18 protein-coding genes are annotated in these 16,420 nt (G+C 24.9%); 9 read left to right on the forward strand and 9 right to left on the reverse strand.

Annotation, left to right across the window (positions count from 1 at the left end; translation table 4 throughout):
* The first annotated feature begins 130 nt into the window (after positions 1-130).
* From dnaA to ACLFP3_RS00040, 8 genes are all read left to right on the forward strand, one after another.
* Complete coding sequence (gene dnaA / locus ACLFP3_RS00005) at positions 131-1,489, forward strand: chromosomal replication initiator protein DnaA (RefSeq protein WP_412031552.1); 1,359 nt, start codon at positions 131-133, stop codon at positions 1,487-1,489.
* A gap of 12 nt (positions 1,490-1,501) precedes the next feature.
* Positions 1,502-2,599: a DNA polymerase III subunit beta gene (gene dnaN / locus ACLFP3_RS00010; RefSeq protein ID WP_412031553.1), complete on the forward strand. Its 1,098-nt coding sequence runs from the start codon at positions 1,502-1,504 to the stop codon at positions 2,597-2,599.
* A gap of 2 nt (positions 2,600-2,601) precedes the next feature.
* Complete coding sequence (locus ACLFP3_RS00015) at positions 2,602-2,820, forward strand: RNA-binding S4 domain-containing protein (protein WP_412031554.1); 219 nt, start codon at positions 2,602-2,604, stop codon at positions 2,818-2,820.
* 56 nt (positions 2,821-2,876) lie between these two features.
* A complete protein-coding gene (gene rpmB, locus ACLFP3_RS00020; RefSeq protein WP_412031555.1) occupies positions 2,877-3,074 on the forward strand; it encodes a 50S ribosomal protein L28 in 198 nt (65 codons plus the stop codon).
* A gap of 91 nt (positions 3,075-3,165) precedes the next feature.
* Positions 3,166-3,864 carry a hypothetical protein gene (locus tag ACLFP3_RS00025; protein ID WP_412031556.1) on the forward strand — a complete coding sequence of 233 codons (699 nt, stop codon included), beginning with the start codon at positions 3,166-3,168 and terminating at the stop codon, positions 3,862-3,864.
* Entirely contained in the window at positions 3,864-4,625 is a 762-nt protein-coding gene (locus tag ACLFP3_RS00030; protein WP_412031557.1) for a TatD family hydrolase, read from the forward strand. The genes ACLFP3_RS00025 and ACLFP3_RS00030 overlap by 1 nt, the downstream gene beginning before the upstream one ends.
* Positions 4,625-5,392: a 16S rRNA (adenine(1518)-N(6)/adenine(1519)-N(6))-dimethyltransferase RsmA gene (rsmA, locus tag ACLFP3_RS00035; protein ID WP_412031558.1), complete on the forward strand. Its 768-nt coding sequence runs from the start codon at positions 4,625-4,627 to the stop codon at positions 5,390-5,392. The genes ACLFP3_RS00030 and rsmA overlap by 1 nt, the downstream gene beginning before the upstream one ends.
* Before the next feature lie 56 nt (positions 5,393-5,448).
* Positions 5,449-6,309, forward strand: coding sequence for an MAGa3780 family membrane protein (locus ACLFP3_RS00040; RefSeq protein WP_412031559.1), 861 nt, complete (start codon positions 5,449-5,451; stop codon positions 6,307-6,309).
* A 91-nt stretch (positions 6,310-6,400) separates the two neighbouring features.
* Here ACLFP3_RS00040 and ACLFP3_RS00045 read toward each other — a convergent pair whose 3' ends face one another.
* The 9 genes from ACLFP3_RS00045 to ACLFP3_RS00085 all read right to left on the reverse strand — a co-directional run bounded on the left by ACLFP3_RS00045 (position 6,401) and on the right by ACLFP3_RS00085 (position 14,820).
* Positions 6,401-8,101: a S41 family peptidase gene (locus ACLFP3_RS00045; protein ID WP_412031560.1), complete on the reverse strand. Its 1,701-nt coding sequence runs from the start codon at positions 8,099-8,101 to the stop codon at positions 6,401-6,403.
* A 142-nt stretch (positions 8,102-8,243) separates the two neighbouring features.
* Positions 8,244-8,771, reverse strand: a complete 528-nt coding sequence (locus tag ACLFP3_RS00050; RefSeq protein WP_412031561.1) for a methylated-DNA--[protein]-cysteine S-methyltransferase — start codon at positions 8,769-8,771, stop codon at positions 8,244-8,246.
* Positions 8,772-8,822: 51 nt separating this feature from the next.
* On the reverse strand, positions 8,823-9,830 hold the full coding sequence (gene gap / locus ACLFP3_RS00055) for a type I glyceraldehyde-3-phosphate dehydrogenase (RefSeq protein WP_412031562.1): 1,008 nt from the start codon (positions 9,828-9,830) through the stop codon (positions 8,823-8,825).
* A gap of 49 nt (positions 9,831-9,879) precedes the next feature.
* On the reverse strand, positions 9,880-10,056 hold the full coding sequence (locus tag ACLFP3_RS00060) for a hypothetical protein (protein WP_412031563.1): 177 nt from the start codon (positions 10,054-10,056) through the stop codon (positions 9,880-9,882).
* A gap of 6 nt (positions 10,057-10,062) precedes the next feature.
* Positions 10,063-10,701 carry a hypothetical protein gene (locus tag ACLFP3_RS00065; protein WP_412031564.1) on the reverse strand — a complete coding sequence of 213 codons (639 nt, stop codon included), beginning with the start codon at positions 10,699-10,701 and terminating at the stop codon, positions 10,063-10,065.
* Between the two features lie 200 nt (positions 10,702-10,901).
* The gene (locus tag ACLFP3_RS00070) at positions 10,902-11,705 is read right to left on the reverse strand and encodes a Cof-type HAD-IIB family hydrolase (RefSeq protein WP_412031565.1); all 804 of its coding nucleotides are present in this window, start codon (positions 11,703-11,705) and stop codon (positions 10,902-10,904) included.
* Between the two features lie 31 nt (positions 11,706-11,736).
* On the reverse strand, positions 11,737-12,039 hold the full coding sequence (locus ACLFP3_RS00075) for a thioredoxin family protein (RefSeq protein WP_412031566.1): 303 nt from the start codon (positions 12,037-12,039) through the stop codon (positions 11,737-11,739).
* 45 nt (positions 12,040-12,084) lie between these two features.
* Positions 12,085-13,515: a proline--tRNA ligase gene (gene proS / locus ACLFP3_RS00080; RefSeq protein ID WP_412031567.1), complete on the reverse strand. Its 1,431-nt coding sequence runs from the start codon at positions 13,513-13,515 to the stop codon at positions 12,085-12,087.
* Between the two features lie 114 nt (positions 13,516-13,629).
* Positions 13,630-14,820: a phosphopentomutase gene (locus tag ACLFP3_RS00085; RefSeq protein ID WP_412031568.1), complete on the reverse strand. Its 1,191-nt coding sequence runs from the start codon at positions 14,818-14,820 to the stop codon at positions 13,630-13,632.
* Between the two features lie 138 nt (positions 14,821-14,958).
* Here ACLFP3_RS00085 and pyk point away from each other — a divergent pair, with 138 nt between their 5' ends.
* Positions 14,959-16,380: a pyruvate kinase gene (gene pyk / locus ACLFP3_RS00090; RefSeq protein ID WP_412031569.1), complete on the forward strand. Its 1,422-nt coding sequence runs from the start codon at positions 14,959-14,961 to the stop codon at positions 16,378-16,380.
* Positions 16,381-16,420: the final 40 nt, after the last annotated feature.

Below are 16,420 nucleotides of genomic sequence, written 5' to 3' on the forward strand. Positions count from 1 at the left end.
AAAAAAAATGCTTTATACAAGTACTATTTATGAAAAAATATTGTTAATAACTTTTAATATCTAATTAAAAATTATAATTAATTTTAAGTAACTTTTTATATGATAAAAAAGTAAACTATAATAGTTCTATATGAAAATTGATGAAGAGTTACAGATTAATTTAAAAGTTAATAATTTGGCATTTAAAGATGATTTAAAAAATAATTTAAGTGATGAATATATGTATGAGCAATTTTTGTCTACTATTTCTATAGTTCATGAAGAAAATGAGACAATTTATTTATTAGTTCCAGAACCTATAATGCATTTTATTAAAAATACATATTCAGATCTTATAGAAAGAACTATTTGTAATATTTATACTAAAAAAGTGAATGTCATTTATATTACCGACATTGCTGAATTAAATGCTCTAAAACATACTTTTAAAATTGATAAAAAAAATATTAAAAAGTCAAATGTAAAAAATGACTTAACATTTGAAAAATATGCAGCTGGTAAATTTAATAATTTGGCTTTAAAAGCAGCTAAAACTATTTATACAAACGATCAAGTAATTTTTTCACCTTTATTCATTTATTCATCTAGTGGATTAGGGAAAACTCATTTATTACATGCCATTGGGAATGAACTTCTTAAAAAAGGACTAAATTGTTACTATGTTAATCCTGATTATTTAACAAGAAAACTTGTTGAGCAACTAAAAAATAAAAATCAAGAAGAAATTAATAAAATAGTTGATGAATTAACTAGTTATGATTGTTTGATGTTTGATGACGTTCAACAATATGGTAATAAAGAAAGTACTTTAAATGTTTTATTTAATATTGTTAATACATTAATGACTAATAAAAAACAAATTATTATAAGTGCTGATAAAAAACCTGATGACTTAGGCGGATTTGAAGAAAGATTTATCACGAGATTTAATTGTGGTTTAACAATAGAAATCCAGCAGCCCGACATTGATGATGTTATTAATATTTTAAAATTTAAGTTAAATGAAAATAATATAAATCCTGAATTATGGGAAGATGAAAGTCTAAGATTTATTGCAAGAAATTTTTCTAATTCAATTAGATCATTGGAAGGAGCAATCAACCGGATAAAATTGTTTAGTGCCGGAGACGATTATTTTACTTACGATTTACAAACAATGAAAATGATTTTTAAAAATGCCTCTCAAATTAAAGATAATATAAGCCCCGAAAGAATAATAGAAGCGGTAAGTAAATATTACAAAATTGATAAACGAAAAATCACTAGCAAAACTAGAAAAGAAGATATTGTGATGGCTAGAAGAATTTCAATGTGGTTAATTAAAGATAATTTTGATTATTCACTTGAAGAAATTGGAAAAATGTTTGGCAATCAATCACACTCAACAGTTATTGTTTCGATAAGGTGAATCGATAATAATATCAAGACTAATTCAACATTAAAACTAGCAATAGGGAAAGTAAAAGAAAATCTTAATAAAATACTATAGGAGAGTAAGAAAATGGAAATTACAATAAATAAATTAATTTTAGATGAAGCAATAGAAAGAGTAGCAAGAGCAGTCGATCAAAACCCTTTTATTCCAGCAATGAAAGGTGTATTAATTGAAGTAGAAGATAATAAAATAGCCTTTACTGGATCAAATGGGGAAATTAGTATTAAACATACCATTGAAACAAGTATGGATGCCAAAATAATTACCCCTGGAAGAATCCTTATTGAAATGGGAATTTTTAGAAACATTATTAAAAAATTAGATGGTGACTTGAATTTAAAATCTGATGACAAAAATTTGTTTATTACTACCGAATACGATAAATATAATTTAAATCTTTATAGTCCACAAGATTTTCCTGCTATTAACTTCACAATTTATGGTGAAACATTAAAAATAAAATGAGATGATTTAAAGAAAATTGTTAGAAATGTTTCATTTGCTGCTTCAAATAATGAAATGTATTTAATTTTATGTTGTGTAAATATAGCTGCTAAAAATAAAAAATTATTTTTCAAAGCAACAGATAGATATCGTTATGCAGAAGAAGCAATGGATATTGATTCAGATGTAGAATTTAATGTTTCAATCTTAGCCAAAAATTTACGTGATCTACTTTCATTTGAATTTAAAGGCGAAGTGACTTTAAATATTTCTGAACATAAAATTGCTTTTGAAATTGATAATACTATTATTCAATCAAAGGTTATTGAACAAATTTATCAAGATGTATCAAAAATTATTCCAAAAGAGTTTGCCACTCATTTAATAATAGATAAAAAAGAGCTTAATAACTTACTTAACAAAGCTAGTGTAATAATTACAGAAAATTACAACAAAATTAGACTACATATTGATAATGAGTTTTTAACAATATCTTCAACTAGAGAAGAAATAGCAAATGCTGAAGTAAAAACAAAAAATTTTAAATATGATGGTGATGAATTAAAATTAACTATCAATAGTAAATATCTAAGAGAAGCTATTTCAGTATTTGATGATCAAATTTCACTTTTAATAACCAAAGATAAATTAAGAATTGTAGTTAAATCAGATTCTAATCAAAATAATATTCAATTATTTACTCCACAAAAAGGATTTTAATTATGGAAATAGAAATTTATGGAGAATTTATTAAATTAAGCCAGTTATTAAAAAAATTAGCATATGCTCCAACTGGGGGAAAAACAAAATTTTTTATTAACACTCACAAAATAACTATTAATGGCAATGTTCCTGAAGGTAGAAATTCTAAAATAAGAGTTGGCGATACTATTTGAATAGACGATAATGTTTATAAGATAATTGCTAAGAAAGAAAGTTAAAAAATCGTAATTTTTTGTAAAATATATAAGATATTAATTTCATAAAGGAGAAAATAATGCCAGGTAGAGATCAATTAACAGGTCAAAAAGCTCTAAGCGGTAACAAAAGATCACATGCTTTAAACACAAGTAAAAGAACATTTGATCTTAACCTACAAAAAGTTACAGTACTATTAGACAATGGTGCTAAAAAAACTGTTCGTGTAACTGCAAAAAATGCTAGAACTTTAAAAAAATATGGTTTAGTAGCTTAATTAACTTTATAATAATTTGCTTTGGAAATTTTATTTCCAAAGTTTTTTTAATACTATTTTTAAAAATTAGGTTATTGTTATAATAATAATTATGATTTTATTTGTAATAGCAGAAAAACTAGAAAGTGAAATGCTTCTTGCAAGAGTTAAAGTTTTAAAAGAAATAGTAATAGAAAATACTTATAACTCTTTTCAAAACATTTTACTATGTCAATATCAAGCTAAAAAATTTTATATTGCTCATATTGGAGTGGGTAAAGTTAATTCATCCATTATGCTTTCATACTGTTTAAATAATCTAAAAAATATTGATCTTATAATAAACTTAGGTGTTGTTGGTTCTATATCAAATTTAAAAATAGGAACCTCATATTCAATAAAAAATGCCTTTTATTATGATGTTGACTTAACTGTTTTACCTAATTATTCATTAGGAAAATTACCCTACATTGATAAATGTTTTAACTTAAGTGAATCAATTTTTGATGAAAAAATTGTAAATATTAGTAATCAATTTAAAGAAGCAAATATCTTAACTGCTGATAAATTTTTTACCAAAAATGATATAAATAAAATTAATGAAAATTTTTCAAATATTTCATTAGTAGATATGGAGTGTACTTCACTATTTCATGCTGCTAAGTTTTATAATATCCCCTTACTAAGTATTAAAACAGTCTCAGATAACTTAGGTACAAATAATTCTGCAAATCAATATAAAGAAAATTTAATGAAATGTAAAATAGAAATCATGGAAAATGCTTTAAAAATTTTAAAGGAGTTTAAATAATGAAATACATTGACATTCACACTCACCCTTTTAAAGAATATCATGTTAACCCTTTAGAAGTTGTGCATAATTGAAAAGAACAAAATATGGATAAAATGTTTATAGTTGGAACTAGCAAAGAAGATTCAATTGAACTTTTAGAATTGTGCTCTCATGAAAAATATTTATATCCAATAATTGGTATTCATCCTACTTTAGCTAATGGAAAAAGTGATGGTGATTTTTTAGAAAGCATTATTACAAAAGACGTGATAGGAATTGGCGAAATAGGTTTAGATTACCATTATGATGATTCACCAAGTAAAGAAATTCAAAAAGAAAGTTTTTTAGCACAATTAAGAGTTGCTAAAAAACATAATATTGTTGGAATGCTTCATTTAAGAGATTCACTTGATGATGCTTTTGATATTTTCACTTTAGATGAATTTAAAAACATAAACATTATTCTTCATTCATTTAGTGGTGATAGTAATTATGTAAAAAAGTGTTTGCCATATTCAAACATTTATTTTTCTATTTCTGGAATAGTAACATTTAAAAATGCTCAAAAAACAAAAGATGCTGTTAAAGAAATTCCTTTAGATAGAATTTTTTGTGAAACTGATAGCCCTTATTTAGCGCCTGTGCCAATGAGAGGAAAAGAAAACATTAGTCCTTATGTTATGTATACATATAGAGAAATAGCTAATTTAAAAAATGTAAGTGAAGAATTTCTTGTTAACCAAATAAGTAAAAACGTAAAGAAAGTGTTCAATATTTAATGAAAATTATTGCTAAGAAAAAATTTGGTCAAAACTTTTTAATTAACAAAGAAATTCAAAAAAAAATAATAGATATTGCTAATGTTTATAATGAAAAAGTCATTGAAATAGGACCAGGGTTGGGAGCATTGACTTTTTTAATGTTAGATAAAGTAAAATATTTAAAAGCCTATGAAATAGACAACCAAATTTATTCATTATTAAAGCAGAAAATTAAAAATCAAAATTTTGAAATTATAAATGAGAATTTTTTGAATGCGAAACTAAATGAAGAAAAAGAAATTGTAATTGTAGGAAATATTCCTTACAACATTACAAGTGATATTTTATTTAAATTAATTGAAAATCATAACTCTATAAAAAGAGCAATATTAATGGTACAAAAAGAAGTAGGAAATAGAATATGTGCTATACCCGGGACTAAAGAATATAGTAAATTGACTGTTAGTTTAAACTGCATAGCAAATTGTAAAAAAGAGTTAACAGTTCTTGCTAAAGAATTTGATCCAATTCCTAAAGTAGATTCAATGGTTGTATCTATAAATTTTGACAAGGAATTAGAATTTGATTTAATTAGTTTTTTAAATTTTATAAAGAAAATATTTCAATATAAAAGAAAGACTTTACTCAATAATATTAATCAATTTTATTCAAAAGAAAAAATTTTAAATTCATTAAATAAATTAAGCTTAAATATAAATATTCGCAGTGAAGAATTAGATATAACTACAATTAAAAATCTATATACGTTACTAGAAAATCATTAAAATCTTAAAATCACATTTTTATTATTTGTAGATTAAAATTAATATAATTTTCTATTATGAAAAATGAAAAACAGAAAACAAACAATAAAAGAATACCAATCATAACTTCAATAAAGGAATTTGAAAAACGATATAAAGCGATTTTTATTTTTGGTGTTTGTATACTATTAATTTTACTTGCGATTCAAATATATAATTTTAATTCGTCAGTAAAAAAAGCATATGAATATTTCAAGAAAAATCCTGATTTAATAAATAACTACGAATACCATCCTAGTGTACTTTCAATTATATGAAGAAGAACTATGTCTTTTACTATGATAAGTAATTGAATACTGGCAATTTCTCTTACTATTTTTCCTTTTTTTAGAAAATCACAAAGAATGCAAGCATTATTTTTTGCTACTGTTGTTTTTATAACAATAACTTTTATTATTTATTGATCCTTAATATCATGAACATTTAAGTGAAGAAAAAATGAATTAGATTCAGGATTTATAAATTTATTTACTCATGCTATAACTCCCATCTTTGCTTTTATTTCATTAGGAATGATAAGAAAAGATATAACAATAAAACATAGTCAAATATGATTAACAAATACTTTTGTTTTAGGATATTTTACTTATGCATTAATTGCCTTTTTAATTGGACAAAGATTTGCCAATCTTGCAAATTCAACAATAGATCCTTATTCTGTATTTGATATAACTATTTATAAATTTTTAAATTTTAAAAAACCATTATTTTATAATGGAGGCAAAATTGGTATTGTTATCTTTTTAGATATTATTATGTTTCTAATAGCATTCTTTTTAACTCCAAGTCTAGGTTATATGTGAAAAGGAATATTTAGAATTAAAACATTTAGTAATATACAAAACGATGATGATAATAATGTAAAAGTTAATTTCTAATTTTTTATTAAATATTGTAATTCAAAAAAAATAAGACTTGCTTGTCTTATTTTTTTATAATTATTTTCACTTAAAATTTTTTGGTGAACATTTAATTATTCACTAATTCTCAAATTTTATTATCGTCATAAAAATCATCGTACGACATTCATTTGTGTGGATCAATACCACTTTCAATTGATTGATAATGGTCATTGCCATTTAAAATTCTAGAAGCATTATTTGAAGAAATTACATAAGATGTGCCATCTGCCATAACATTAGGCATAACACTGCATTCTCCACCACCAGATTGTTGTCCTATTATTCTTGCCAAGTTTGTATATTTAGCAATGGCAGTAAATAAGTTTGCGGCACTAAAAGTATTTTTACCAACTAAAACATTTCATTTATATTCGGGATACCCATCCAAATTATTATATCTTCCATTACCATCAGTATCAACTCTAAATTTACGTTCTGATATAGTCTTAGATAAAGTATTATAGTCATAGTCTTCAATAGGTTTTTTAGTTAAAAATCCTAATGCTCTATACATGGCAGCAACATTCCCACCACCATTGAGTGATAAATCTACAACAATATTTTTAATTGGAGTATTTCTCATACTATACTCTTTAATTTCTTTCATTGCATATTTCATTAATTCATATGTATCATATTTATAAGCATCTGGTTCAGCTAATTCATTCTTTGTACCAGTTTTAAATTCATCAAATGATATTATTGCAGTGTTGCCCACAAATCTAACTGGAGGAACATTACCATAATAAAATCTTCTTTTTCTTAAATCAATTAATTTACTTAATATCTTTCTATATTGCTCACTATTTGAACTCATAGTATTTAGTGAACTAACTTTAGTATTAGCATCATTATAAAAAGATAACATAGACATTCATGTATGAAGATCATTTAATTTGTTATAGAATAATTTTGCATAAGCTTCATTATTGCTATTTGGATTAGTTGATAATATTTTGTTTTTATCTTCATCTGATAAATAGTCACTAAATTTTGAAATTCCTTTATGATCCTTTAAACCATAAAAATGATCTAATGTTCATAGTAAATGACCTAACGTATTTTTTCTATCTACTAGACTTTGTAATTTATTTTCAAAACCACCACTTTTTATCTTATTAATGTTTGGTGTTCTATCATCTAAATCGAAGTATGCCCCATATAAATTTTCACCATTAAAGTACAAATTATAATAATTTTGACTACAAAATAAAGTATTAAATACTGGCAAAGGAATTAATAATTTATCCCTATAATTTAAAATATCTAAACCATATTTTTCTAAGTTAAATTCAATAGTTTTTTTAAAATCTTTTGTTTTGTGCACATTATAAGAAATGTATTTTAAATGTTTTGAATAATCAGTTGTACTTGAGCTTTTTGTAAATCTAAAAAATCCTAAATTATTTACAAACATTTTATTGGTTTTTCAATTTACAGTAAATTTGTAATTGTCTCAATAATATGTTTTTTGATTAAAAAACGAACTTGTTAATTTGCTAATATAACTAGATTCTAAAAATCCATCTAACATATTTATCATTTCTGAAATAGAAACATAAGGTATATTTTCATTTTCTTTAAAATATAAATTAGCACTTTTTGAATATATTTTATGATGAGAAGACAAGTTATAAAATTTATATGATTCTTTAGTAATATTTAAATGATCATCATTTTGGTGTCATACACATGATATTACCCCTAAAGGCATTAATGAAAATGTTCCCATAAATCCTAATGAAAACAAAATTTTTTTATTTATCATATTTCTCCATTTTTTGATTTTTTTTAATGATATATTTACTAATATTATAGCATTGCTAAAGCTATAAATAGCTTATATTAAAGTCCAAAAATTATTATTTGTTTTTTAATAATACAAAAAATAAAGGAGAAATTATAAAAAGTTATCTGGCAACTTTTCAATATTTTTTATCCTTCTTATTTTTAATTAAAGTGATATTTTCATGAGTCAATAATTTTATTTTTGCATCTATGCCACAAGAAAACCCTGTTAAAGTTCCATTACTGCCAATTACTCTATGACATGGAATAATTATCAATAAAGGGTTTTTACCAACAGCATTTCCGATAGCTCTACATGACATTTTTTCTTTGTTATTTTCTTTTGCTATATAGTTAGCTAAATCTTTATAAGTAATAATTTTGCCAAACGTTGCTAATTCTTTTAAAGCATTTCACACACTAATTTGAAATTTTGTTCCATATAATTTTAATTTTGGAATATTCTCATTTATTTTCCCACTAAAATAATTATCCAATCAAGTTTTTATTTCTATAAAATAAGGTTTTTCTTTAATGGAATTTTTTTCTATATTCTCATTATTTATTAAATCTATCCTTGTAATAAATTCATTTTCACTTTCAATTAATAAAGTTCCAATGGGTGAAAAATATTTCATATATTCTTTCATAATTAAAATTATAAAAAATAGTGCCTTAAACTTGCACTATTTTTTATTACTTTATTTTAGCAATTTTGCTAGATGTTTTAATGTTCTTATATATTGGCCCACAAAAGAACTTTCATTATCATATCATGAATAAACTTTATATAAAGTTTTGCCATCTACTTCTAAAGATGAAGTTAATTTACTATCAAATATTGATCCTGCACTAACACCTATAATATCGCTTGATACAATAGGTTCATCTGTGTATATCAATGAATCAGACACTGATTTTTTCATTACTTTATTAATTTCTTCCACTGTAGGTTGTTTTTTAAGTTCAACTGTAACATCTACTAATGATCCTGTAATTGTTGGAACTCTCAAAGCGATTCCATTCATTTTGCCTTGTAAACTTGGTATAACCTTACCAATACTTTTTGCTGCACCAGTGGTTGTAGGAATCATATTTAAAGCCGCTGCACGAGCTCTACGTAAATCAGAATGCGGTGCATCTTGTAATCTTTGGTCAGCTGTATAAGAGTGAATTGTAGTCATAAATCCTTTTACAACACCATAATTTTTATCTAAAACATCCATAATAGGAGCTAAACAATTTGTTGTACATGAAGCAGCAGAAACAACCGTATCTTCTTTTGTCAAAATATTTTCATTAACTGAATAAACAATGGTTTTTATATTAGAATCCTTACCGGGTGCAGTAATTAAAACTTTTTTTGCTCCAGCTTGTAAATGCTTTGAACTTCCCTCGAAAGTAACAAATCTTCCTGTTCCTTCAACAACAATATCAACTTGTAATTCTTTTCAAGGTAACATTGTTGGATCTTTTTCAGCATAAACAGGAAAATTCTTTCCATTTACAATAATAGAATTTTCACTAGCAGAAATTTCAGCATCCATTTTACCATGAGCAGTATCATATTTTAAAAGGTGTGCCAAAGTATAAGCATCTGTTAAATCATTAATTGCAACAATTTCTAAATCTTTATCATTAAAAATTTGACGAAAAATTAGACGACCAATTCTTCCAAATCCATTAATAGCTATTTTTGTTTTTGCCATGTTAAAACCTCCATAATTTTATAAAAAAATTATATAACATTAAAAGCATTTAACATGCAGATCAACCTCCAGTTAGCACATTAAAACCTAAAACCATTCCAAAAATCATTAAACTAAATAATACCCCTCCAACAATAATCCCCAAAACAACAAATAGCAATTTTGAATTTATTTTTTTATTATTGTTTTCTTTTGATTCTTTATTATCTCTTTTTTTATTATTCATGTAATATTATCCTTTCACAAAAATATCAAATTCAATTTCAATATTTTGATTTGTATTATTTTTGTTTTTGATTTCAAATTTACCAATTTTTAAATTAAAATCAATTTTTAAATATATTGAAAAAGGATAGTGACTATGATAAATATTTAATATATTATTTTTAAATTTAGTAGAAAAAGTATTATCAAATGGATTTCAATGTTTAATCACATTATTTTCCATTCTTCAAAAAGAACGCGGATGTCCACTATATTTAAATGTTTTGAACATATCATTAAATAATAAAGAATTAATTTTTAAAAATAAAGTTATATATTTATCTTGTGAACCATTTCAACCACATTGATGATAAATTTTATTAAATATAAATTTATATTCCGATTTATCTTTTGTTATTTCTTCAAATAATTTAGATTCAATAAAATTTTCATTTAAAGAAAAATATTTTTTGGCCTCATCATTTAATTTTGTTATTTTGGACTCAAGTAAATATTTATTAGATGATTCATAAATTTTTGGTTTTAGATGATCATATTTATGTTTTTTCACATAAAGAACAGCACTAAAATAACCTGCGGAAATTATTAAAGTTGGGATTGCTATTCCTGATACTATTTTTAAAATTTTTTTTGATTTGTTAGTCATTTTACTACTTGCTTTCTAGAAAATAGATAATTTTTATATTTTTTATAACTCTTTTATTACCTAAATTTTATAAGTGAAAATTAATAAAGCTATTTTTCAAGATTTTAAATAAAGGAAAATGATAAAAAAATATCTAATAAAGAAATTATTTTGTAAAAAAATTAAAAAGAAGCCTTATATTAAAGCTTCTCTATAACTATCTATAATATGTTTTCAAGTTTTTTTAAAATTTTAGCAACACCAGATTTTTTGTAAGATGGGCCTAATATTGTTGCATATTTTTTAATATTTTTAGGTGCATTTTTCATACAAACGAACGTTCCTAAAAAATTAAGTGATGATATATCATTTCCTGAATCACCAATGTGTACTGCTTTTTGAGAATCAATATTAAGTAAATCACAAATGAATTTATCAGCAATACCTTTAGTGGCATTACAATCATTAATTTCGATAGAATATCCTTTTGAAACAATATGTAATGAAATATTTTCAAAAGAATGTGCTAATTTTTCCTTTAATTTAATTATTCCTTTTTTTGTTTTTCCAAAAGTTATTATCTTAGTAGAATTACTTAATTTTGGTAAATTATCATAACTCAATACTTTATATTTTTTTGCTCAAGGACGCACAAATTTTAATCGATAATCTGAACCATAAATAATGTCTCCACTATTGATAATAAAAAACATTTTTTCGTCTTTTAAAATCTGAATTATTTCTAAAACAGTATCCTTTTGAATTTCATTTTTTTTAAGAATATTGTTATCCTTATCAATTATAATTCCGCCATTTTGACAAATAACATATGGAGAATGAATTTTATTGGTTAAAGACATTACAAATTCAGAATTAGCACGACCTGTAGAAATTATGACAGGAGTAGTTTTATTTACAAGTTGAATAACACGAATATTTTCTTCACTAATTTTACTTTCTTTTTTAGGTAAATCTAGCATTGTACCATCTAAATCAATAAAATAAGCTTGTGGTTTAAAATTCATTTTTAAATATAATAAAAATAAGGGTAAAACCTTATTTGTTAAATTTTTTAGCTAGTTCCATTGCTGGTAAGTAACCAGTAACATAATCTAACAATTTTCCATCATTATATAAAAAGAAAGATGGAATTCCACTTACTTGCATTTCACGAGCAAATTCAACTTCTGAGTCAACATCCAAATCATAAATATTTATTTCAGGATTTGTTGCTACTAATTTTTCTAATTCCGGTCCCATCATTTGACATGGAGGACATCATGTTGCTCTAAAAGCAAGGATAGTTTTTCCTTGTAAGTGAGCATTGTTTAGTTCTTTTTTTGTAGTTTTTACAAGCATTTTTCTTCCTTTCACAATTCAAATATATTGTTATAAAATTTTACACTAATATGCTCTTGCAAATACAACAATTCTATTTGATTTTTTACCAGTATAAAAACAATTTTTACTTTTTATAGTAATTGGTGATTTAAATGGAATACATCTAGTTGATGCTCCAGTTTCTTCTTTTATTTTCACTTCATCTTCTTCAGTTCCTTCAAAAGGAGCTATTACTCATTTTCCATTTTGAATAGCATTTTTAAATTCTTCATAGTTTGTTACTTCAATGAAATTATTTAATAATCTATCTTTTGCCGTTAAATAAAGATAATTTTGAATTTCAATAAGAAGTTTTTTAACTGTTTTTTCTAAAGAAGATAAAGGACAAATTATTTTTTCTAAAGTATCTCTTCTAACTAAAATTACCTGTTGTTTTAAAGTATCTTTTGGTCCTATTTCAATTCTTAGTGGCGTTCCATGAATTTCACTATTAGCAGCCTTGAATCCCGGCATTTTTTCACTAGAGTCAAGTGAAACAGAAAATTTTTTGCTTAATTTATTAAAAATCTCTAAAGCGACTTCATGAACATGTTTATCTTTATTTGCTAGTATTTCTAAAATATCTATTTGTATAGGAGCTATTTTAGGAGGAATAATTATTCCTCTATCATCACCATGAGTCATAATAAGAGCACCTAACAATCTAGTTGAAATACCAAAACTAATACCATAAGCGAATTCTTCTTCATTATTTTTATTTTTAAAAGTAATTCCAAAAGCTTTTGTAAAATTTTGACCTAAATAATGACTTGTCCCTGATTGTAAGGCCTTACCATCTTTCATCATTGCTTCAATTGTTAAAGTAAAATCAGCACCTGAGAATTTTTCATGTTCTGTTTTATTACCAGATAAAACTGGAATTGCTAGATAAGCTTCAACAAAATTTTTATATACATTAAGCATACTATAAGTTAAGTCTTTAGCTTCTAAAGAATTAGCATGCATTGTATGACCTTCTTGTCATAAAAATTCTCTAGTTCTTAAAAAAGGATTAGTAGTTTTTTCTCATCTTAAAACATTAACTCATTGATTATATAAGATAGGTAAATCATTATGTGATTCTATTTCATTTTTAAAAAGGTCAGCAAACAATACTTCGCTAGTTGGTCTAATAAAATATTTTTCACTTAATTTTTTTCCACCAACTTCAGTAACAGTAGCAAGTTCAGGATTAAAACCTGCTAAATGATCCTTTTCTTTTTGTAGTAAACTTTCTGGAATTAAAAGTGGTAAATAGACATTTTTTATGTTATTTTTTTTAAACTCTTTATCCATATTGTAACGAATATTGTCTCATATTCCAAATGATAAAGGTTTAAAGATAATTGAACCTTTTGTAGCTCCATATGCCATTAAATCACCATTTTTAATAACATCTGTATATCATTTAGCAAAATCTTCTTTTTGAGGAGTAATTTTTTCTAATTGTTTCATTTATTTAAATCTCCATATTATTTATAAACGTAAATATTATAAATGTAAAAATAAAACCCTAAATAAAGTCTTAAAACAATTACTAGGTTTTATTAAATTTAATTTATATAATAATTAAATTAATTTATCAAAAATATCCTCACCAGTGCAAACTAATGGTACATCTCAATTTCTTGCAACAATATTTCCTGCTGTTCCCAAACCTTTTAAATTACCTAAAACTTTTGGATTTTTAAATGATTTTGAATAAATAGTTAATGGTAATGCTTCTCTTGTATGATCTGTTCCTTTATATGTAGGATCATTACCGTGATCAGAAGTCATAATTAATAAATCATCGTCCTTTAAAGAATTAATTAATTTTGTTAACTTAATATCTAAACGAGAAATATTTTCACTATAACCTATAGCATTTCTTCTATGACCAAAATGACTATCAAATTCAACTAAGTTAACAAAAATAAATTGATTTTTTGAATTTGAAGTAGCAATATCAATAGCAATATCCATATTTTCATCATCAGATGCTGGCCCATAAACTGTATTTATTCCAACACCACAAAAAATGTCATTAATTTTACCTACACCTATTACCTCAACACCTTTAGTTTGTAAATCTTCTAAAATAATATGACTAGTCGGTTTATTTGCAAAGTCATGACGGTTAAAAGTTCTAATAAATTTACCATTTTCAAAAACAAAAGGTCGTGATATAACTCTAGCTACATTTCATTCAGGTTTTGATGAACAAATTGCTCTTGCTTTTTTAGCATATTCCGTTAATTTTTCAACACCTAAGGTTTTCTCATCACCACAAATTTGTAAAGTAGAGTCAGGAGAAGTATAAACAATAATATCGCCTTTTTCAATAGTTTGATGACCAAGTTCTTCTAAAATAACTGTTCCAGATTCATGCCGATTTCCTATTATTTTTCTGCCATCAAATGCTTTAGAAAGTTCTTTTATTAATTCATCCGGAAAACCTTTTTCTATAAATTGCGGGTTAGGAACTTTTGTATATACGCCCATCATTTCTCAATGTCCTGTTAAAGTGTCTTTGCCATTAGACATTTCAAAAATTTTTCCCATGTAAGCAAGAGGGTGTTTATTTTTTTGGACATGTCCTGCCATTTTTGCTATTTCAGTAATTCCTAATTTTGTTCAAGTAGGAATATTTAGTGGCAATACTTCAGAAGCATGTAAAAAACTATTTGCGCCAGTATCACCAAATTCATCTTGTCTAGGTTCTTTACCAATTCCTAAACCATCAGTGACAATAAAAAATATTCGATTAAATTTTGGCATTATTTTCCTCTCAATAAATAAAGTGATTTTAATATAATTTAATTATATAGCAATTTAAACTACAAGCCTTTTAATAAGATTTACTTGCAGCTTATTTTAATTCATAAAGATGCTATTTTTTAAAATGATTGGAGAATTATGAAATTTAATGAACAAAGAACAAAAATAGTGGCTACTATTGGACCATCTTCTAACAATTACGAAACTTTAAAACAACTTATTGAAGCAGGGGTTTCAACAGTTAGAGTTAATTTTTCTCATGGAACTGAAGAATCGCATAAACAAGTTTATACTTTAGCAAGAAAAATATCAAAAGAGCTTGATATACCTGTTTCATTATTACTTGATACAAAAGGTCCGGAAATAAGAATTGGTAAAATGAAAAACGATGCTTGCAAAATTCAAAAAAATACTTTATTAAAGATTAAAACTGATGAAAAATCATATAAAAATTTAATTGGAGATGAAAACACAATTACAGTATCATATCGAATGGATAAAGATTTACATATTAATGATAAAGTTCTAATTGACGATGGTAAATTAGTAACAATTGTTCAAGAAATTAAACCATATGAAATTATTGTAAAAACTTTAAATGAGCACACATTAAAAACTAATAAAAGAATAAATATTCCTGGAATTAACTTTTCTCTTCCTTTTATGTCAGAGAAAGACAAAGAAGATATTATTTGAGGAATAAAATTTGGTGTTGATTATATTGCGGCTTCTTTTATTAATTCAGCTAAAAATGTTAATGAAATTAGACAACTTTTGAAAGATAATGGTGGGGAAAATATTCAAATATGTTCAAAAATTGAATCAAAAAGGGGAATTGAAAACATTGATGAAATAATAGCTGCTAGTGATTCAATTATGGTGGCTAGGGGGGATTTAGGACTAGAAATTCCATATTATGATGTTCCTTACTATCAAAAGAAGATAATTAGAAAATGTAAAATGGCTGGAAAAGAAGTCATTGTCGCTACTCAAATGTTAGATTCGATGGAAAAGAGTCCATTACCAACAAGAGCAGAAGTTACTGATGTTTATTATGCTGTTGAACTTGGTGCCGATGCTACTATGTTATCTGGAGAAAGCGCTAGTGGACTTTATCCAATAGAAGCAGTAAAAACTATGGCCAACATTGCTCAAAGAGCTGAAAAAGAATATTACACTGAATTATTTTATGAAAAACAATTAGAAGCAATAGCAAAAGATAGTAACTCACGTTTAATAATAGCTTATGAAGTTGCTAAAAAACTAAAAGATGGGAATTTCAAGTTTGCAGTAGTTTTAAGCCATACAGGTGGGTTATTAAAAGAAATTGCTAAATATCGTCCTAATGCTTATATCGCCGGAATAGTAAGTGATGATAAGTTAATTAGAAATTTTGGTATAACGTCAGGAATTTTTTGTGAAAATCATTCCTTTGAGATAAGAAAGTTAATCAAAGAAGACCATAATAATGGTAGAAAAGCACTAATACGTTTCAACATTAAAAAAGGTAATAAATTTATTGTTGTTGATAGTTTAAATATTACAGAACATACATTTTAATTTAAATTAAAACCCTGGATTCATCAGGGTTTTAAAATAT

Origin of the sequence: Metamycoplasma buccale, from assembly GCF_046774455.1 — a bacterium.
GTDB classification, from domain to species: Bacteria; Bacillota_I; Bacilli_A; order Mycoplasmatales; family Metamycoplasmataceae; genus Metamycoplasma; species Metamycoplasma buccale.